The 17,407-nt window shown below is 65.2% G+C and carries 20 protein-coding genes and 1 riboswitch; of the genes, 5 read left to right on the forward strand and 15 right to left on the reverse strand.

The features are described from left to right. Nucleotides 1-84: 84 nt before the first annotated feature. Genes ACWF5H_RS08855 through ACWF5H_RS08865 form a run of 3 tightly spaced genes read right to left on the reverse strand, consistent with a single transcriptional unit; the run spans nucleotide 85 to nucleotide 1,942 of the window. Nucleotides 85-951, reverse strand: coding sequence for a class II glutamine amidotransferase (locus tag ACWF5H_RS08855; protein WP_452036261.1), 867 nt, complete (start codon nucleotides 949-951; stop codon nucleotides 85-87). Between the two features lie 29 nt (nucleotides 952-980). Beyond that, nucleotides 981-1,517, reverse strand: coding sequence for a hypothetical protein (locus tag ACWF5H_RS08860; RefSeq protein ID WP_452036262.1), 537 nt, complete (start codon nucleotides 1,515-1,517; stop codon nucleotides 981-983). A gap of 5 nt (nucleotides 1,518-1,522) precedes the next feature. Next, the gene (locus tag ACWF5H_RS08865; RefSeq protein WP_364646081.1) at nucleotides 1,523-1,942 is read right to left on the reverse strand and encodes a MarR family winged helix-turn-helix transcriptional regulator; all 420 of its coding nucleotides are present in this window, start codon (nucleotides 1,940-1,942) and stop codon (nucleotides 1,523-1,525) included. A gap of 156 nt (nucleotides 1,943-2,098) precedes the next feature. Here ACWF5H_RS08865 and ACWF5H_RS08870 point away from each other — a divergent pair, with 156 nt between their 5' ends. After that, on the forward strand, nucleotides 2,099-2,554 hold the full coding sequence (locus ACWF5H_RS08870) for a helix-turn-helix domain-containing protein (RefSeq protein ID WP_452036263.1): 456 nt from the start codon (nucleotides 2,099-2,101) through the stop codon (nucleotides 2,552-2,554). 191 nt (nucleotides 2,555-2,745) lie between these two features. On the opposite strand, the gene ACWF5H_RS08875 is transcribed toward ACWF5H_RS08870, so the two are convergent. Then, a complete protein-coding gene (locus ACWF5H_RS08875) occupies nucleotides 2,746-3,174 on the reverse strand; it encodes a DoxX family protein (protein ID WP_452036264.1) in 429 nt (142 codons plus the stop codon). 193 nt (nucleotides 3,175-3,367) lie between these two features. Beyond that, nucleotides 3,368-3,982: a GyrI-like domain-containing protein gene (locus tag ACWF5H_RS08880; RefSeq protein WP_452036265.1), complete on the reverse strand. Its 615-nt coding sequence runs from the start codon at nucleotides 3,980-3,982 to the stop codon at nucleotides 3,368-3,370. 67 nt (nucleotides 3,983-4,049) lie between these two features. Between ACWF5H_RS08880 and ACWF5H_RS08885 the strand changes: the two genes are divergently transcribed. Next, nucleotides 4,050-4,799: a M50 family metallopeptidase gene (locus tag ACWF5H_RS08885; RefSeq protein WP_452036266.1), complete on the forward strand. Its 750-nt coding sequence runs from the start codon at nucleotides 4,050-4,052 to the stop codon at nucleotides 4,797-4,799. Nucleotides 4,800-5,148: 349 nt separating this feature from the next. After that, nucleotides 5,149-5,451, forward strand: a complete 303-nt coding sequence (locus ACWF5H_RS08890; RefSeq protein WP_127513562.1) for a DUF4193 domain-containing protein — start codon at nucleotides 5,149-5,151, stop codon at nucleotides 5,449-5,451. Nucleotides 5,452-5,535: 84 nt separating this feature from the next. Here ACWF5H_RS08890 and ACWF5H_RS08895 read toward each other — a convergent pair whose 3' ends face one another. The 3 genes from ACWF5H_RS08895 to ACWF5H_RS08905 form a co-directional block, all read right to left on the reverse strand. Then, nucleotides 5,536-6,186: an SDR family oxidoreductase gene (locus tag ACWF5H_RS08895; RefSeq protein ID WP_452036268.1), complete on the reverse strand. Its 651-nt coding sequence runs from the start codon at nucleotides 6,184-6,186 to the stop codon at nucleotides 5,536-5,538. Between the two features lie 206 nt (nucleotides 6,187-6,392). Then, the gene (locus tag ACWF5H_RS08900) at nucleotides 6,393-7,214 is read right to left on the reverse strand and encodes a family 1 encapsulin nanocompartment shell protein (RefSeq protein WP_364646099.1); all 822 of its coding nucleotides are present in this window, start codon (nucleotides 7,212-7,214) and stop codon (nucleotides 6,393-6,395) included. Next, nucleotides 7,211-7,624 (reverse strand): ferritin family protein, encoded by a 414-nt coding sequence (locus tag ACWF5H_RS08905; protein WP_452036270.1) that lies wholly within the window; start codon nucleotides 7,622-7,624, stop codon nucleotides 7,211-7,213. Before ACWF5H_RS08905 ends, ACWF5H_RS08900 begins: the two co-directional genes overlap by 4 nt. A 413-nt stretch (nucleotides 7,625-8,037) precedes the next feature. On the opposite strand from ACWF5H_RS08905, the gene ACWF5H_RS08910 reads away from it, so the two are divergent. Continuing rightward, nucleotides 8,038-8,403: a DUF3040 domain-containing protein gene (locus tag ACWF5H_RS08910; protein ID WP_452036272.1), complete on the forward strand. Its 366-nt coding sequence runs from the start codon at nucleotides 8,038-8,040 to the stop codon at nucleotides 8,401-8,403. A gap of 47 nt (nucleotides 8,404-8,450) precedes the next feature. Here the strand turns inward: ACWF5H_RS08910 and ACWF5H_RS08915 are convergent, their stop codons facing one another. The 4 genes from ACWF5H_RS08915 to ACWF5H_RS08930 form a co-directional block, all read right to left on the reverse strand. After that, nucleotides 8,451-9,107, reverse strand: coding sequence for a response regulator (locus tag ACWF5H_RS08915; protein ID WP_452036274.1), 657 nt, complete (start codon nucleotides 9,105-9,107; stop codon nucleotides 8,451-8,453). Beyond that, complete coding sequence (locus ACWF5H_RS08920; RefSeq protein WP_452036275.1) at nucleotides 9,104-10,330, reverse strand: histidine kinase; 1,227 nt, start codon at nucleotides 10,328-10,330, stop codon at nucleotides 9,104-9,106. The genes ACWF5H_RS08915 and ACWF5H_RS08920 overlap by 4 nt, the downstream gene beginning before the upstream one ends. Before the next feature lie 31 nt (nucleotides 10,331-10,361). Beyond that, the gene (locus ACWF5H_RS08925) at nucleotides 10,362-10,745 is read right to left on the reverse strand and encodes a hypothetical protein (RefSeq protein WP_452036276.1); all 384 of its coding nucleotides are present in this window, start codon (nucleotides 10,743-10,745) and stop codon (nucleotides 10,362-10,364) included. A 66-nt stretch (nucleotides 10,746-10,811) separates the two neighbouring features. After that, on the reverse strand, nucleotides 10,812-11,435 hold the full coding sequence (locus tag ACWF5H_RS08930) for a hypothetical protein (protein WP_452036277.1): 624 nt from the start codon (nucleotides 11,433-11,435) through the stop codon (nucleotides 10,812-10,814). A gap of 101 nt (nucleotides 11,436-11,536) precedes the next feature. Here ACWF5H_RS08930 and ACWF5H_RS08935 point away from each other — a divergent pair, with 101 nt between their 5' ends. After that, entirely contained in the window at nucleotides 11,537-11,920 is a 384-nt protein-coding gene (locus ACWF5H_RS08935) for a hypothetical protein (protein WP_452036278.1), read from the forward strand. 79 nt (nucleotides 11,921-11,999) lie between these two features. Here ACWF5H_RS08935 and ACWF5H_RS08940 read toward each other — a convergent pair whose 3' ends face one another. The 3 genes from ACWF5H_RS08940 to ACWF5H_RS08950 all read right to left on the reverse strand — a co-directional run bounded on the left by ACWF5H_RS08940 (nucleotide 12,000) and on the right by ACWF5H_RS08950 (nucleotide 17,063). Then, complete coding sequence (locus ACWF5H_RS08940) at nucleotides 12,000-13,820, reverse strand: DUF222 domain-containing protein (protein ID WP_452036280.1); 1,821 nt, start codon at nucleotides 13,818-13,820, stop codon at nucleotides 12,000-12,002. Between the two features lie 270 nt (nucleotides 13,821-14,090). Next, nucleotides 14,091-15,620 carry an MDR family MFS transporter gene (locus ACWF5H_RS08945; RefSeq protein WP_452036282.1) on the reverse strand — a complete coding sequence of 510 codons (1,530 nt, stop codon included), beginning with the start codon at nucleotides 15,618-15,620 and terminating at the stop codon, nucleotides 14,091-14,093. 534 nt (nucleotides 15,621-16,154) lie between these two features. Further along, on the reverse strand, nucleotides 16,155-17,063 hold the full coding sequence (locus tag ACWF5H_RS08950) for an NlpC/P60 family protein (protein WP_452036284.1): 909 nt from the start codon (nucleotides 17,061-17,063) through the stop codon (nucleotides 16,155-16,157). Between the two features lie 4 nt (nucleotides 17,064-17,067). After that, nucleotides 17,068-17,233, reverse strand: a riboswitch (cyclic di-AMP (ydaO/yuaA leader). Between the last annotated feature and the right edge of the window lie 174 nt (nucleotides 17,234-17,407).

Consider the following 17,407-nt stretch of genomic DNA (forward strand, 5'->3'; position numbering starts at 1 on the left):
GCGGATCGCCGCGCACCGACCGTCTGGCGTGAGTAGGGCTCCGCGTGCCCGGCCGCTTGGCCTGGTTCAAAACGTCGGCTAGCTTCAGTCGGGTCGTTGGCTGACGGCATGCCGGCCAAGATCGGGCAGTGCCAGCGGGAACGCGGGGCTGGATGGGAACGGCTTGCTCGACTCGACGATCAGGTCCGGTCCGACGCAGACCATTTCGCCCGGTCCCATCAGCCGCCAGCCGGTTTCGCTGTCCATGACTTCGCTGGCAATAACCACGCTCGGGTACCGGGCTAGGTCGGGAAAGTGCGCGCGGATGCGGCTGCTTCGGGCATCGAGCTGTTCTTGGCCGGCAGGATCGCCGGGCGTCCGCTCCAGGATGTACAGCTCGTTGGTGTCCGGATAGCGGAGCGCCCACAGGTGGTCCGGCGTCGTGATGACCATGTTGAGGCTGTACAGCGGCAGGGCGTCGATGATCCAGCCCAGCGCGGCGGTGATGCCCCTGGCCACATCGCCGTGGCTGCGGCGTGTTTCGGCCGTTATCAGCGCGAAGATCCGTTCGCTATCAGTCTGGCCTCGCACCAGGGACGCGGCACCGAGCCGCTGCAGCCGTTCATCCAGCAGCTCCAGGCCGCGGCAGACTCCGTTGTGAGCGAACAACCGGCCGTCCTGCTCGAAGGGGTGGGTGTTGGCAACCGAGTCCTTGCTGCCCGACGAATACCGCACGTGGGCCAAAAAGGTGGTCGAGGTGAAGTCGCGCGCGGCGAGTTCAAACGTCCGCCCGTGCCAGGCCGATTCTGCTTGCCGGCTGACAATCGGCGCGCCGAGCGACGTGAAGATGCCGATGCCTGCTCCATCGGGCTGGCGCCTGCCCTGCTCGGACAGGCTGTCAGGGGCACCCAGCAGCCAGAAGGTGGCATGGACCCGGTGTCCGCCCGCATGGAGTCCGAACAACCTGCACATCCGTGCTGCCCTCCGCCCTGTCGCGCTGGCTATCCGTCCGCTTGCAACGACTGCCCGGAGGCAGCGAGTGCTTCCGTCAGGATCCGCACGGCTTTGGGACCGACGCCGTGCAGCGCCAGCAGTTCGGCCTGGCTGTGGCGGGCCACCGTGTCCAAGTCGGTTATGCCCGCGGAGAGCAGGGCCCGGGTGGCCGGGCCGCCGACCGCTGGCAACGTGTGAGGCGTGGTGCCGGAATCGGCGGCTTCAAGTTGCATTGCCAGCCGTTTCGGAGCGCAAACCAGCCAGGAGCGGCGGAGCAGCCAGTTGAGGTCCTTGCCGTTGATCTTGGCCAAGGGCAGCTGCACGCCCGTGGGTGTTCCCTTGGGTGCCCACCGCTCGGCCGCCGGGTGGGCAGCCAAGGCGGCATCGGCGTCGTCGTCGCTCAGAGGTAGGTGGAGCAGGCCGTCCTGGCCCAGCGTCGCAAACTCCTGCTTCCGGACGGAGAAAGCGGCCTTACCGGAGCGCACGGCCTCGGAAGTTTCCGGCAGGGCCAGCGCGCTTTTCCGCAGCTGGGCCGGCGTTGCCATGGCTGCTATCCGTCCCAGCCGAGATTGCGGGCGATGCGTTCCAGGACGTCCAGGGTGGCCGCGTACTCGTCGTCGCTGATGCCCTTGGCTATGACGGCCCGTGTGCGGTCAACCACGTCGCCGAGCGAGGACAGGCTGGCGCGGCCGGTGTCGGTCAGGGCGTAGTGCCCGTCCACGGAACTGACCCAACCGCTTTCCACCAGTTCTTCCACCGGGGCCTGCGGCCCTTCGTCTTCCGTCTCCGGGATGAACGGGCCCAGGGCCTCGGTCAGCTCATCGGCGGTGGAGGGTTTGTCCGCCAAAAGGTTCATCAGCTGCCACTGCCGGCGCGTGATGCCGTGTTCTTCCATGGTCTCGATGAACTGTTCGTCGATCAGGCGGTCAACGAGCTTCAGCCAAAATCCGATGGGTCGTAGAGGTGCCATGCCGTCACCCTACAAGGGAGGCCTCCTGCTGATCGACCTCAAACGTCGAATTTGCCGTGGAACTGCATGTTTGGATGCTTTTCTGCCGTCAGCAGAGCATGCTGACGCCGGTGCCGCAGCTTCCTACGATGGAACCAGCCAGGAGGGAGTTCCACCGTGCTCGAACTTCAAAAGCTTCACCGCTATCCCGCTTCGGGACCGGCGCCGCTGCTCCGTGACGTCTACGGGACCGTGCTGCGCCGGGAACGCCGCCGCCAGCGACGCACGCTCGGCGACGTTGCCAGCCGCGCCGGGGTGTCCATTCAATACCTGTCGGAGATTGAGCGCGGCCGCAAAGAAGCCTCCTCGGAGATCCTCGCCGCAGTCTGCGCTTCGCTGGGCTCCGGACTGGCTGCTTTCCTGGCAGTGGCGCACCGTGAACTGGCCGCGGCCGAACGCAGGCCGGTACTGGATCTGACCCGAACCGTGCCGCCGGGTTCGTCGAGATCGGCTCGATTGGACCTCGGCATCGGCTCGGAACCGGCCCCCGGCCCAGAATCGGGTGCCGTCTCGGAGCCGGACCGGGGCGCCCAAGCCGGGGCGCCGCCGTCGTCCATTCTGATGGCCGCCTAGACCGCGGCCCCACGGCGGTCGGCATCGGCCTGCGGCATCGGCCTGCGGCATCGGCCTGCGGCATTCGCCTGCGGCATTCGCCTGCGGCGACATGGGCGGCGGGATGGCCGCCTTGGTCTCCGGGGACAGCACAACGGGCCGGTGCGGCCTTGCGGCTGCGCCTGCCCGTTGCGGTTGCTGCGTGGCTGAGATTAGGCCATGGCCGCGAGCTTGGTGTTGCCGAAGATGGCGCGGTCAACCGAGATCCGGCCGGGGCCGACGAGTGCCAGAGCCAGCGCGGCAGCGCCGAGCAGCAGCACCAGTTCGTAGCCGCCGCCATCGACGAAGACGCCGGCGGAAGCGTGAACCAGTACCAGGGCGCCGATCATGTCCAGTGCCAGCAGGGCGGCGACCACTCGGGTCAGGACGCCGAGGATCAGGGCGATGCCGCCGCCCAGTTCCAGTGCGGCGACGACCGGGGCAGCCATGTCGGCGGCCGGGATGCCCATCTGGCCGAAGGCGGCCTGGGTGCCGGCAATGGTCCATTCGTTGAACTTCTGCCAGCCGTGGGCTGCGAAGAGGAAGCCCAAGATAACGCGGAGGACGGTACGGGCGGTAGTAATCAAAGCTGAATTGGTCATGATGTTGTCACCGTTTCGATGGTCAGGGGAACTCGGCCGTCTAGAACGAGCGATAAGCATCAGTAGGTTGACGCTTCAACTAAATCTTGACAGAAATAATGTTGAAGTGTCAACTTTCGGGTGGAGGCAGCGGTGCTCACCGGGTATGGCCTCCTCGAGCGGAAGGGCCGCGCAGGCGGATTGGCGAAGCTGATCAAGCCCTGCGGACCGGCTGGCGCAGGATGGTCTTAAGCTTGGCTGGCTCGGTCTTCCGGGGGTCGCTGAGGTAGATCTCGTGGTGGCGGCCCGCCGGTTCCAGCTTGTTTGCCGGCAGGTAATCATCGTGCAGCCGGGCCAGCACGGGTCCTTCGTCGTCGTACGGTCCCACGTGCATGACCTGAACGCTCAGCCCTTCATCCAGCGATCCGAACCGGAGCGAGTCCACGGCCGGAAGTTCTTTCTTGGCCGCGGCCTGCTGCATGGCGTCTTTGATCTGGTCGGCTCCCAGCCAGTTGGGTTGGCGGATCATCATCGTCCAGGACCACTCGTCCTTGGCGCGGCGCGTGAAGGCGGACATGTCCTTGGCCCACCACAAGCCTTCCAGCGGGCCGACCACATAGTCGCGGCCGAGCTCCTTCTTGCTGGCGAACTTCAACGTGTACGAGACGGAATACAGGGCGTCGATCACCTGGCCGTACCACTCGGACGAGTTCGGGTTGCCGTGGCCGTCCGCCTCCAGGAACTGCATCGGCGGGACGGTGACCAAGCGGAAATCCTTGCCGGGGGAGTAGAGCTCCTTCTGGTCTTTCTTGAAATCCAGCTTGTCCATGTTTGCTTTCCGGAGTGGAGGAATGTGGTCTAGTTATATCGCGTAGTCACGGCTGAGACGAGGGAAAATGCTGCAGCAGTTCGCCGCCGAATGGTGGCGCAGGATCACCGACGGGTTCACGCGCGGTGAACCGCTCGAGACCGGAATCCTGGAACTGGTGCTGATCCTTGCTGTTGCGTTGGTGCTGTCGGTTCCACGCGGCAGTTGGCGGTACTTCGGGTTGTTTGTCACAGCGGTCCATGAGCTTGGGCACGCTTTCGCGGCGCTGACCACTGGTCGCCTGGTCCGCGGAATCCATCTGCGGTTCGACCAATCCGGCGCCATGATCAGCCGTGGGGCGGGCCGGGCCTCGGCCGCGTGGGCAGGGTTCTGGGGCTACCCGGTGCCCGCGCTGGTGGGTGCGGTGCTGGTGTGGGCCGCCTTCACCGGTTGGTCCGGCGCGGCGCTGTCGGTGAGCGCGCTCCTGCTGCTGGCCACGCTGCTGTTCATCCGGAATCTTGAGGGCATCGTGATCGCCGTGGGGCTGGCGGTCGCCTCCCAACTGTTGGTCTGGTTTGCGCCCGCGGAGTTTCTGGGCCATCTCACTCTGGCCATTGGCGTCGCATTGCTGGTAGGTGCCGTGCGGGACTGGTTGAACCTGTTGAGCGTCCACACCCGGCGCCGCCACCAGTTGGCCAACTCGGACGCGTTCATCATCGCCAAGCGGACGGGGATTCCCTCCGCGTTCTGGCTGGCCGGATTCGCGCTGGTTATCCTGGCGTGCTGGGCCGGGGCGGTGGCAACCGTGGCCGGCGTCGGCGACCTGGTCAGCCTCTGACAGGTCTGCGGACCTCTCCGACTGGTGCCGCGCGCACCTCCTCCCGTTCTGCGGACCTCTCCGACCGGTGCCGCGCACCTCCTCCCGTTCCGCGGAAACCCTCCGACCGGTGCCGCGCGCACGTCCACCCGTTCTGCGGAAACCCCTCCGACTGCAACGGCTCGGGGTGGTGGCCTTGCCCACAGTCGTTTCCGCCTTAAGGCGTGCTGCGGCGGTTCCCGACGGACGGGAATTATCGCCCTGCGCGAGACGTTGTGGAATCGATGTTGAAATGTCTGGATGAGCGGCTATGATGGGCGCTCGCAGATAGGTCAAAACAAACTAGAGCATCAGGAGTTCTAAACCCCCCATGGCAACCGATTACGACGCACCGCGCAACAAGGACGACGACAACAACAATGAGTCGCTCGAAGCCCTTCAGGCCCAGCGCTCCGGTGGTGCGAAGACCGCGCTAATCGACGTCGAGGATTCGGACACCGCCGAGGGCATTGACCTTCCTGGTGCTGATCTCTCCGGCGAAGAACTGGTAGTGCAGGTTGTTCCTCCCCGTGAGGACGAATTCACCTGCTCCTCCTGCTTCCTGGTCCGCCACCGCAGCCAGGTAGCCCGCGAAAAGAACGGCGAGAAGTACTGCCGCGACTGCGAAGGCTAAATCTCATAATTCCGAACCCCGCGCTGATGGCAGCGCGGGGTTCTGTTGTTAATCCGGGGCAACGGTTTGCCGGGGCCGCGCGCCTCAGATGTCGCGGACGGCCTGGGGAATCGGCGTGCTTCCGTTGATGAATTCGATCACTTTGCCGGCGGTGGACGGATCGGCCAGTACCTCCGCCGCGACCATCGCCACGTCCTCCCGGCTCACTTGGCCGCCGGGCGTGCCCGGTCCGGCCTGGATCTTCCCGGTCGCCGGTTCCAGCGTCAGCGCTCCGGGACCAAGGATCGTCCAGTCCAGCGACGTTGACTTCAGGTGCTCGTCCGCGGCCGCCTTCGCCTCGGCGTAGGGGAAGAACGAATTGTCTTCCGGAACCCCATGATCCTTGCCTGCGCCCAGATATGACACCATGATGTATCGCTGTACGCCGGCCGCGGCCGCGGCATCCATCGACCGGATGGCCGCGTCGCGATCCACTGCATAGGTGCGTTCCGGATTGCCCCCGCCGGCGCCGGCCGACCAAACAACGGCGTCATGCCCGCGCAGCTGATCGGCCAACTCCACGGCGGACGCGGTCTCGACGTCGGCAATCACCGGCGTGGCGCCAGCGTCCCGGACATCGCCGGAATGATCGGGATTGCGGATCATCGAACTGACCTCGTGGCCCTGGCCGGTGAGGATGCGGGAGAGGTGCAGTGCGACCTTGCCGTGGCCGCCAATAATGGCAATGCGGGACATATGCTTCCTTCCGTTGCGGTCTCTCTCCAACTTAGGCACGGAAACCTGCCAACGCCAGCGCCCAGTACGTCCGGAAGTACGACGGCGGTGCTCACCTTGGGCAGGACCGCCCGGCTGGACGTCGCACTGTTTTGCTCAGCGGTGTCCTCATGAGCTGTCCAGTCCGCGCCGCCACGCAGGGGCCTCTGTCGTAGACTTCCGCCTGCCTACCCGTCGCTGCCGGTCAGATGGATCGCGGCCTCCGGAGTGGCCACCCGGAAACTGAACGACTGCTCGATGTACAGGTAAACGAACTCTTCGTCGTGCCGGTTGTAGCCGACCGACAGGTCCTGGCCAGATTCGAACAGAAAGTCCCCGCCGCGCAGACTCATCACTATCGCCCCGCGGACCCCGGGTGCCCAGATAATCGGGCCGCCCAGCAGCTTGCGCAGGTGCTCCGACAGCAGATATCCGCCGCGCTCCGTCGCCTCGACCACGGCGGTGTAGTGTCCGGGGCCTAGCGCCAGCCCGAACGGGCCGCCGATGCCTACCTGCAGCAGCGCCGAGACAGCCTTGGCCACGCGCTTGGGGTAGTCGTTGAAGTCCGGTACGCGCGGAATGGGTGCGTGCGGAGTGGCGCTGGTGACGCCGGTGATGCCCACCTGCTTCCACCCGTGGAAGACGGCTGAGTTCTCCGCGATGGCAATTTGGAGTGCCGCCTCATCCAGATCGGTGAGGTCCACATCGGCCGCTCCTCGATCATGATCGAGTAATTCCATGCGGGAAACCTTGAACGGGGCCCGGACCTCAACCAACGGCAGCACCCCGCGCCGTCGCGCCGACACGCCGTCGGCCGGCGCCGGCCCGGTCACCCGTTCCGTGCGTCCTAAATTCGTGGCGGAATACTCCCAGCCATAGGGTCCTGCGAAATCGACCATCTTGCGGGCACCCAATGCCACGGTGAGCCGCTCCCGGGCTTCCTGGTCCAACAGCTTCCACCCGCCGTCGGAAATCGGGGCATGCTCGCGCAGCAGGTGGTTAGCGGTCATGAGAAGTCCTCCCGGAGGCTGCCGATCCCCAGCGACGAATCAGGGCGCCCCGGCGCGGAGCCGGAATCTTCGGCCGGCGCTTCGGCGCTCGATCCGGCTGCGGCGGCCGCCTCCGCGGCACCGCCGTTGGCCACAATGTCGCCGTCTTGGAACAACGTCCCCCTGGCAATTTGGCGCCATTTCGGCTTTCGCCGCAGCAGGAACTCCAGGTCCATGCTGAAATGCTTGAACTCCTCGGCCAAGGAATCCTCCATGATGGCGACCGATTCCGGATCCTTTTCCAGCGACATCCGTTGCTCGTACCAGCCGATGGCCTCGGCTTCCTCTGTGAGGTTGGCGCACATGCGAGCAAACGTCCGCGTCTCGGCGGAGAGCTCTTGGGCGGGTTCGTGATACTGGTCAAAGCCCATCTGGATTCCTCCGTGAGGTTGTGCCTCTGAGCCAGCGTAGCCACGGCCCAGCCACCTGACTACCCCCAACGACGGCGGAGCTCGGCTGGTCCCAGGAAGCTCGGTTGGGTGCGGGCCCACTAACCCTGCCGGCCGCTCAGGACCGGCGTAACCCGCGGCTTCTCCCTGTGTTTACCGGTGGCTGACCTCTGCGTATACGCGCGCCTTGCCACGGGCATTACGGCGGCGTCCGCAGTGGAAATGGCCCGGAAGTCATGCTGCGCCGGCTCTCCGCGTAACACTTTGAAACCGACTGTTATGCGGGCTTTGATTTTCATACTCTAAAGGCCCTTAGCAGTTGCCCCACCGGGAGATTCCCATGAACAGCCACACGCAGGTGCCCGCGTCCGTATCAGATTGGGCCGGCACCAACGATGAAACTTTCTGACGCAGAACAGCGTGAACTAGCAAGAATTGAACGGCATCTTGCCGCCGAGAATCCGGTATTGGCCCGGATGCTGTCGATGCCGGGCAGGCCGTGGCCTATTGGGACCCGGCATCCAAGCGAGGCTGAACCGCAGGGCGGGGCAGGCGCGGTGATCACTTTGTCACTTCCGCTCGTCGTCCAGCAGGCGGCACCGGTGCCCGAAAAGCCCCAGCCCAAGCGGCGCGGGCTGGGCCGCTGGGTGATGGTTTCTGGAGTGGCAACAGTGGCTGCCAGTCTCTTGACCGGGACCGTGGTCGTCGCCGTCGGCGGTTTATTGCTCATCGCCGCCGGCAAATACTTCGCCGACGTCTAAAACCGAGCGTTGCGGAGCCCCCAGCACCCTCGATCCAAGACGGAGAGTCAGGCGCCTGGCCGCATGAAGTCGGATTCATAGGCCGCGATAACGGCTTGCGTGCGGTCGCGGACCCGGAGCTTGGAGAGGATCGACCCGATGTGGGTCTTGATGGTCTCGGTGCCGAGAAACATCGCCTGCGCAATCTCCAGATTGTTGTATCCCCTGGCCAAGTGACGGAGGACCTCCGCCTCACGGATACTGAGGCCGGCAGCAGCAACGCGGTCGCGGGACTTGTTGCCGTGGGCTGCGACCAGCTCGCGAAGCTTGGCCGGGAAAACGATGGAGTCGCCAGCGGCTACCGCACGCACGGTGTGAAGGAGTTGTTCCGGCCGGGCTCGTTTGAGCAGAAAGCCGTCGGCGCCGGCTTTCAGCGCTTGGTATACGTAGTCGTCGCTTTCGAAGGTGGTCAGGATCAGGATCTTGGGGCGATCGACTCCGAGGGCCATCAACTGAGCAGTCGCTTCGATCCCATCCATTTGCGGCATCCGCACGTCCATCATCACCAGATCGGGCTGCAGTCGCCGCGTCTCCTGCCATACGTCCGTCCCATCGGAGGCTTCACCGACGACTTCGATGTCTGCGTGTGTACCGAGAATGGCGGCAAGACCGGAGCGGACCAAAGGCTCATCGTCAACCAGTAATACGCGGATGGGCTGGTTCACCAGGCTCGCTCCTGCAATGGAATGTCCACGGACAAGGTCCAGCGGCCCTGGGCTAGCTGGGACCGGGCGCTGCCCCCGGCCAGCCTGGCCCGCTCCTGCATGCCCGCGATGCCGCGGCCACTGGCCCTCCGTGCAGTCGCGGACTGCACTACTGGATTCACGAGTTGGATCTGCAGGCGCTGGCCATTGAGTTCGATGTGAAGTACCGCCTCCCGCGGTGAAGCGTATTTGAGCGCGTTCGTAAGCCCCTCCTGCAGGATCCTGAATGCGGGCGCCGATGCTGCTGCCGGCACTTGCTCCAGCGTCTGGGTCTCGAACTCGCGTTTCACTTGCAGGCCTTGGTCTTCCATGTGGTCCAAATAACCGGGCAATTGCCGAAGTCCCGCGGGATTTTCGGCTGGAACTCCGGGCGCCCGCAAAATGCCGATCACTCGATCGAGTTCGGCCAGCGCGCTTCGGCCAGTGTCGGCTACGGCGCGCATAGCCCGCGCTGCCTCATCGGGATCACGGCCCATCAAGGCTTCGGCGGCCGTCGCCTGGAGCGTGGTCACGGTCAAGGCATGGCCCACCGAGTCGTGGAGTTCGCGGGCAAGCTCGTTCCGTTTGGCTTCCAACCTCGCCTGCTCTTCGTCTAGTACCCGACGCTCTGCGGGAGAGGGGCCCAGTAGAAGCGTGGCCCAATGTGGCAACGCGAGGGCGGTCAATATGGTGAAAATGATGACTCCGGTGCCCAGGCCAAGCGACCATAGCGCCGCCGTCGTGCCGTCGGTAAAGGGGACAACTGCGGCAGCGAGTTCGTTGGCGGAGTTCGCGTTGCCGAGCAGCGGCAGGATTACCACGCTGATGACCAGCGGGGCCGCGAACGCAATAGCCACCAGGGTGAGGCCACCGGCCATGAGATGAACGAGGTACCAAACCGCGCCCCTGAGGCGGCGTTGCCGGGTCACGGGACCGGCAGGTTCGGCCAGTTTGACCGCCAGTAGTTCACCGACGGCGGTCCGCTCTAACGCTCGGGTAGCGGAGAGCGCGGCGGGCACGGCGAGCAGCAGGACCAGCACTGTAAATGCCACGGCAGCGTTGGCCGGGCTTACGGCGGCTAGTTGAGTGGCCCAGATGAAGACAACGATGTACGGCACAGCGAGCAGGGCGCCGATCATCATGAACACGAAGTGCCTGAAGATCCGCCCTGCCCGTTGTGAGGGCCCTCGGCCCGTTTCTGTCATGGGCTCATTCTCGGCCATCGGCTGCCGGCCGTCATCCGTTGACCCCGCACCGGCGGCAGGAGCCGCGGTGTTTGAGGTAATAGGCCAGTGTCGCGGCGCCGAGCAGCACACCCCAAGGAATCCACAGGAGGGTCGGGCCGATCGTCGCCCAGTTGGCCCAGTCGATCGGGATGCCGCCCGCGCCGCGTATGGTGAACACCCGAATCATCTCGGCCCCGGCGGGAATCGCGATGAGGGATACAAAGCCGGCCGGAATGACAGCCAACAGGACCGGGACACCTCGTCCACCCAGGAAGGGGATCCAACGGGGGAACACCGAGCCCCAGCGCTGGATCAGGCCCAGCGTCAGCAAGACGCCAAGCAGCGCCATGGAAGCCAGGCCAAGACCGGCGTAGATTAGGGCGGTGTTCTGCATCTGCTGCAGGAAGGCCTGCTCAATTCCGAGCGGGATGCCCGCGGCCCAAGCAAAGCGCGTGACCGCTTAGACTCCTGGAATCATGGCTGCGGCGATGGTCACCGGCGTTCCCCACCGCCTGGCGGCTGCAACAGAGGAACGGCGCCCACACGCGACGCAGGCGCCCGAACTTCTGCGGACGGCCACGGCTGCGGTCAGAATCCACAGCGTCACGCCAATGATGCAAACCAACTGATGGCCAACAATTGGCCACGGTAGGTCGAGCGCTGTTTGTATGAATTCAGGGTCGGTTAAGGACTTGACCGTGAGGAACGGCAGATAGCCAAGAGTCGCCAAGATATTGCTATCGACGACCGCCAGCAGCACGACAGCGCCACAAACTGAAGCAAAGACCGTGGAGCCGACTGCCAGGACCCGGGCCGGATGCAGCCGGTAGTGGATGGCAAATCCTAGTAAGGAACCCAGCATCGCCAGGGACGGGAGGACGTAGTTGAGGACGGCGCCCAGCGGTCCGTTCAGCTCGTGGGATAGCGCCTCGGCGGGAACCAGAGGCAGGGAACCGTACGTCAGCAGGAAGAAAAACGAGGCAATCGCGTATAGGCCGGCAGCCAAGGCCGTGACTAACGGTGCCCGTTCTATGAACTGGACGCTTGCGGTTGGGGGACTGTGTTGCACTTCTGTAGTGGTCATGATCCCAGTCTTCTCACCGGTGCTCGGCCGCGGATCCCGCTGCCGGGCGAGCAGCATCCCCCGAATGAGGGAAAGAGAGGGCCGCATAGTAAAGTTGCGGGGTGATTCGCCGATACTCTGCCCTGCTGATGCTCCCGCTCGTGGCCCTGGTCGCCACCGGCTGTGGACAGATCGAACAGGCCGCCTCCGACGCCGCCGACCAAGCCGCAAACGCTGCTTCCGAAGCCGTCAGCCAAGCCGCGTCTGATCTGACTAACGCAGCCGTCGGCGAAGCCGTCAAGCAGGCATGCGCTCCGATCCGGGACGGCAACATCGGTGCAGAAGACCAGAAGCTACTCGGCGGACTGGTCACGGCCGCAGACGCTGCCGGCGTTCCGGCGGAGATCACCGGCCCGATGTCGCAGATCGCCGAATCCGGCGACCAGATCCCGGCCGAAACCGTCGCCTCCATGCAAGAGGCATGCGATAACTACAGCGCTGGCTAGAGTTCCGTCTCCCGCACCATTTCATCTGCGGATGGCGGAAGGACCTGCCGGCGCCCGGGTGCGTAGAGGCCCAGCGCCCTCAGAATGGCGGCGCTGCTGGCTGATCTGACCACCCGCGGACCGGGCTCGAATGTCTGCCAGGGCTGTGGGCCTCTGAGCCGGAGGCCCAGCCAAGATCAAGTTCTTCTTGCCCAGCGGCCCCCAGAACGCCCGTATGGAGGGCGTTCGTGCCTCGAACATCAGCGTCAGAACCAACCAAGTCTGGACGGGGTGGGTCGTCGGATAGTCCGGACCCCTGTCCTACAGTTGCCGGTTTCGGCTGGCGTTCGGGCAGTTGGGCGTTCTTCAGCCAGATGTGGTTGCGTAGTGGTTTTTGTGCCGGATCCATATCGGGCGGTGGGAAGAACCAGGCGACACCGCTGATGACTTCAACCCGCCAGTCTCCTTCATGGATGAGGTGGTGATGGTGCCCACATAGCAGAACGCCGTTGTCGGTGCATGTGGGGCCGCCCTTTTCGAACCACCGGATGTGGTGCACCTCGGTCCAAGGCGACGGTGCGGTGCAGCCGGGGAAGGCACAGCCTCCGTCCCGGGCGATGATCGCCAGCCGCATGTACTTCGGAAACAGCCGCTGCGATTGGCCGACGTCGAGGATCACGCCCATGCCGGCGAAGACTACCGGGATGATGTCCGCATCGCAGGCTATCCGGCGGATGGTCTTGGCGCTGAGCGGTCCGGAGAAAGTGCTGGATCCCGGGCGGCCGAGATCGGAGGCCAGGTCCTTGTAGTCAATAGTGACCAGCAGCTGAGGCCGGAGTCCGCCGGCTGCGGGCAGCAGGTCCGTGGTCAGAGCGACCTTGCACGCACCGATCAATCCGTCGAGCTGCTTTTGCTGACGGGTCCGCCCGTCCAGCTCATGACCTGATGCGGCGGCAGGGTCAGCATCGGCTGGTCGGCGCGCGCCGGCTGCGGTTCTGGCGTCCGGTTCGAAGCCCCCTGGCAGGGACGCGGCGGTGCCTTCGCCGGAGGCAACATCCCCGGTGCCGGGGGCGGCAAGGGGCGTACCGGTGCCGTCAAACCCGACCGTGCCGGCGGTGGCGGTGCCTTCCCGCAAACGCGGGTTGGTGGCCGTGTTGTACACGGTCGCCAGGACCTCGTTCTGCTCATCGGTGGCGTTGATTTCGTAGCAATGCAGGCCGTTGCGGCGGCCGCGGTAGAACAAGCCCTGGCGAGCCTTCAGCTCCGCCGCGGTCGGATCGGCGCCACCGGGATTCAGGCCACCTTCCCACTGCCGGATCAGGTCCCGCAGCGAATCGGCGTCGTAATCGGCGGCGTGCTTCACGAGTGCCTCTTCCATCTTGCGCAACTGCTCCGGTTCAGCGATCCGGCGTAGCCCGTCGACGGCCCGCCGGATCAGGTTTGCGGCTTGGCCGGACACCTGCCCTTCGTCCAAAGCGCGGGCGAGCACCGGAAGCCGGGGCGGGGCGGTCGGTGTGCCGTTGGGAACCGGCCGCGGCTCCGTGGCCTCGGCCAGCTGGAACCGGCGCACGGCCTCCTGCCGGGCAATGCCCAGCTTCGCCCGCAGAAAATCCTCATTCGATGTGAAGGCGCCGCGCTTCGGCCGGTCCGGGTTGTCAGGATCGTGCGGCTTATCCGTTTCGCCCACGGCCGCGATGTTCTGCTCTTTGATAATCCGGGCCAGGATCAGTTGCGTCTGGGCAACGGTATTGGCCAGCTCTTCCACTTGCGCTGCCGTGCGGGCCACCCTTTTGGTGCTGCGGGTCAGCCCGCCTGCACGAAGTCGGTCGTTGAAACCGGCGACTTCGGCGCGCAGCCGGGCCAGCAGAGCGGAATCATCCTGCCCTGCTCCCGGAGCCGCATCCAGCACCTCGATCGCCATAAATCCAGCCTATGGAGGGTTCGAAACTTGTAGGAGAGGTGGAAATGTGGATGTGGAAGAGGCGCCCGTGAATGGTGCCTGTGGAGGTGGGGTTGGCAGGAAGGTGCCTCGCGGTGCGGCGGACACAGCTCAAGCAGGCTGGAGGCCGAGCGCCTCAGTGACCAAGGGTAGGCACGCGCTGCTGCTCAGTGACCAAGGGCGACACGCTGCTGCTCAGTGACCAGCGCTTGGCAGACGCGCCACCGCACCGTGGCCGCACCTCGAGCAGGCTCAGTGCGCTGCTCGTGCACCGTCCCGGGCAGCCTCGGCGGTTTCTTCTTCCACCGGTTTCCGGACGAAGAACGCGGCCGCCACGGCCACCACGGAGATGATTGCCCCCACCAGGAAGGCTGCCCGCACGCCTCCGGCCACCGCCGTGGACGTTTCTGCGCCGCCAGCCGTCAGCGCAGCTGTCTGCATGGACATTACGGTGATGAACATGGCGGTCCCCGCAGCGCCGGCCACCTGCTGAACGGTGCCGATAATCGCACTTCCGTGTGAATACAGCTGCCGCCGCACCGAACCCAGTCCCGCGGTGAACAGGGGAGTGAATAGCAGCGCCAGGCCCAGACTGAGCACTATGTGCGCGGCCAGCAGTGTCAGCGGAGCAGTATTCTCGCTGACCGTGGACAGGTACCAGAGCACGGCACTGACCACCGCTGTTCCCGGCACCAACAGCACCGTTGGCCCGAATCTGTCGTACAGCCGGCCCACAATGGGCGCCAGCAGGCCCATCAGCAGGCCGCCGGGCAGCAGCATCAGGCCAATCTGCAGCGGTTCCAGCCCCAGAACCTGCTGCATATATATAGGGAGCAGAATGATGGTGCCGAACAGCGCCGCCATGCTCACGGCCATCAGGCCTACGGACATGGAGAAATTGACTGCGCGGAAGGGCCGCAGATCCAGCAGCGCCTTATCCGCACGCTGCAGCCGAACCTGGCGCAGCAGGAACACCAGCAACCCCACCCCGCCGGCCGCAAAAGCAATCCACATCGCGGCACTCGAGGTGGGCTCCGCCGTCGTTGTTCCGTGGCCGGAACCCACCTGGCTGAGGCCGTAAATCAGCCCGCCGAAGCCAATGGCGGACAGCACCACTGACGGCACATCCAAGGGCACCTGCCGGGGCTCGCTGACGTTCTGGATCCGCCGGTTGCCGACCAACAGCATGGCCAGCGCGATCGGCAGCACCAACCAGAACATCCAGCGCCAGGACAGCGCGTTGAGGATGATGCCGGAGATGGTCGGGCCGATCGCCGGCGCCACCGAAATGACAATCGAGACGTTGCCCATGGTCTTCCCGCGGTCCTCTGCCGGCACCAGGTTCATCAGCGTGGTCATCAGCAGCGGCATCATAATCGCGGTGCCCGAGGCCTGCACCACGCGGGCCACCAGCAGCACCTCGAATCCCGGAGCCAGCCCGGCCAGCAGCGTGCCCGACGAGAACAGCAGCATGGCGGCGGTGAAAACCTGCCGCGTGGTGAAACGCTGCAAGAGGAAGCCGGTCACCGGGATGACCACCGCCATGGTCAGCATGAACGCGGTGGTCAGCCACTGGGCTGCTCGGGCGCTGATGTGCAGGTCTTCCATCAGGTCGGTCAGGGCCACGGACATGATCGTCTCGTTCAGGATCACCACAAACGCGGAAACCAGCAGGATGCCGATCACCCGGCGGTTGCGGCGCGACTCATCAGCCGTCAGACCCCCGTCCTGGGCCGGTCTGGGCTGCGCCGAGGCACTATTCGTCAACGGTTCATTGCTCACGGGAGAATCCTCGGGTGGAGTACGTGCTGTTGTGGTCGGCCGGTAGGGCCAGAAACGCCCCCCAAAACGGCGGAATAGTAGTCTAACCCTCGGCCATCAGCGCCTATTCCCGCTGCCCCTCAAGCCCTGCCAAATAACGACGGCGGTGCTCGCCGCCGGGGCCACCTCGCCTGGGAGTCGCGCGGGGAGGTAGGCGGACGGGCTCTGATGCCTCCCAGTGAGTATGGGCGGAAACGTGCCGTGGGCTCCTTTAAGTGAGGAAAAACCTCCCCCTTTTAAGGAGGAGGTGGCGGCTTTTAAAGAGGAGGTGGCGGCGGCATCCTTAAAGAGGAGCAGCATCCCCTGTTTGAGAGGCTGCTGCCGCAGATTGAGGAGGAGGGACTCGTACCGCGAGAAAGCGCCAAACGCGGCGGCATTCCTGCAGGAATCGCCTCCCTTAAAAGGGGAGAGGCCCCGCCGGCGCATGGCCGACGGGGCTCCCTGTGATCCTGGCCCGGCCGTTGGGGGAATAGCCGGGCCAGGAGACTGTGGTGACTACATGGTGTAGTAGCCGGTGACCGGCATGGCGCTCACGTCGTGAACCAAGGTGCCCTGGCTCGGGTTGAGCGCGCTGATCATCTTGCCGCCGCCCAAGTAGATTCCGATGTGGGCGCCGCCGTTCTGCACTACCAGGTCGCCGGCCTTCGGGCTGCTGGTGGGCGTCAGGGCGCTGCCCTGAGTCTGGCTGGTGCGGGGCAGGTCGACGCCCACCTGGGCGTAAACCCACTGGGTGAAGCCGGAGCAGTCCCAACCGGAAGTGGAAGTGCCGCCCCAGACGTAGGGCGTTCCCACACCCTGCATGGCGATGTCCACGATGCTCTGGTTGCCGGCGGTGGAAGCGGGCTTGATGTTGGTGCTGGCCAGCGAGACGGTGGCGGTGTCTGCCGGTGCAGCCTGCGTCGCCGCGGCAGCAACGCCAGCGCCGGAGCCCTGCGCAACCTGGCCGCCGGACTGGGTGCCCTGAGCGGAACCGGTCAGCGCGATCTCGTCGCCCGGGTAGATGATGGTGAAAGTGTCCAGACCGTTGGCGGCCAGCACATCCTGCACGTTCTTTCCGTACTGGGCGGCGATCGTGCCTACGGTGTCGCCGGAAACCACGGTGTGGGTGGCGGCGTCGGAAGCAGCTTCGGTGGTAACGGAAGCCTGCTCCACCTCGGCGGCGGCAGTGGCCGGGGCGGCAACGGTGTCCGCCACATCGGCTGCACCGTAAGTCGGGACGGTGACATCGGCGGCGGCGTTGGCCGGCATGCCGACGCCCAGCATCAGGCCACCGGCGGCCGTGACAACGGCGGCGCTGCGGCCGACGGTGCCGGCGTGGGTCGAAACAGCGTTGGACAGGCCGGCCACGGTGGTGTTGCGGACGGGGGTGGCGCGGTGGCGGGCACGGTTGTTTTTGAGCAGCAAGAAGTAGACCTCTCCCAATGCTTACGAGGTGAGCTGTCGGATTCGGATGGGAGTCACCCGGTCGTGCGGCAGTGCGGCATGCACTCCACGCGACTTAACCCCAAGGGCCCCAAGAGGGGCCCGGAAAAGTGGGTCCCCCGCCTCTGCCAGATGTCTAGCGAACAAACTCGGGAAGGTTGGCAGAGCTCAGCAATACCTTCCGAGGACGACGGCGCATGATCGCCGACGTGATGATCACACTACATAACGGTTCGATAACTGTCCAAGACCTGAAATTTACCTGTGGATAACCTGAAAGCCCGAAAACTTTGGCGTTCCAAGGGCCGTTTTACACCGGATCGAAA

The organism is Arthrobacter sp. NPDC055138 (assembly GCF_053607305.1).

What these genes read in the sequence shown, in the direction of transcription:
- ACWF5H_RS08855 (WP_452036261.1), bottom strand. Translation starts at nt 951, where the DNA reads ATGTGCAGGTTGTTCGGACTCCATGCGGGCGGACACCGGGTCCATGCC.
- ACWF5H_RS08860 (WP_452036262.1), bottom strand. Translation starts at nt 1,517, where the DNA reads ATGGCAACGCCGGCCCAGCTGCGGAAAAGCGCGCTGGCCCTGCCGGAA.
- ACWF5H_RS08865 (WP_364646081.1), bottom strand. Translation starts at nt 1,942, where the DNA reads ATGGCACCTCTACGACCCATCGGATTTTGGCTGAAGCTCGTTGACCGC.
- ACWF5H_RS08875 (WP_452036264.1), bottom strand. Translation starts at nt 3,174, where the DNA reads ATGACCAATTCAGCTTTGATTACTACCGCCCGTACCGTCCTCCGCGTT.
- ACWF5H_RS08880 (WP_452036265.1), bottom strand. Translation starts at nt 3,982, where the DNA reads ATGGACAAGCTGGATTTCAAGAAAGACCAGAAGGAGCTCTACTCCCCC.
- ACWF5H_RS08885 (WP_452036266.1), top strand. Translation starts at nt 4,050, where the DNA reads ATGCTGCAGCAGTTCGCCGCCGAATGGTGGCGCAGGATCACCGACGGG.
- ACWF5H_RS08890 (WP_127513562.1), top strand. Translation starts at nt 5,149, where the DNA reads ATGGCAACCGATTACGACGCACCGCGCAACAAGGACGACGACAACAAC.
- ACWF5H_RS08895 (WP_452036268.1), bottom strand. Translation starts at nt 6,186, where the DNA reads ATGTCCCGCATTGCCATTATTGGCGGCCACGGCAAGGTCGCACTGCAC.
- ACWF5H_RS08900 (WP_364646099.1), bottom strand. Translation starts at nt 7,214, where the DNA reads ATGACCGCTAACCACCTGCTGCGCGAGCATGCCCCGATTTCCGACGGC.
- ACWF5H_RS08905 (WP_452036270.1), bottom strand. Translation starts at nt 7,624, where the DNA reads ATGGGCTTTGACCAGTATCACGAACCCGCCCAAGAGCTCTCCGCCGAG.
- ACWF5H_RS08910 (WP_452036272.1), top strand. Translation starts at nt 8,038, where the DNA reads ATGAAACTTTCTGACGCAGAACAGCGTGAACTAGCAAGAATTGAACGG.
- ACWF5H_RS08920 (WP_452036275.1), bottom strand. Translation starts at nt 10,330, where the DNA reads ATGACAGAAACGGGCCGAGGGCCCTCACAACGGGCAGGGCGGATCTTC.
- ACWF5H_RS08925 (WP_452036276.1), bottom strand. Translation starts at nt 10,745, where the DNA reads ATGCAGAACACCGCCCTAATCTACGCCGGTCTTGGCCTGGCTTCCATG.
- ACWF5H_RS08930 (WP_452036277.1), bottom strand. Translation starts at nt 11,435, where the DNA reads ATGACCACTACAGAAGTGCAACACAGTCCCCCAACCGCAAGCGTCCAG.
- ACWF5H_RS08940 (WP_452036280.1), bottom strand. Translation starts at nt 13,820, where the DNA reads ATGGCGATCGAGGTGCTGGATGCGGCTCCGGGAGCAGGGCAGGATGAT.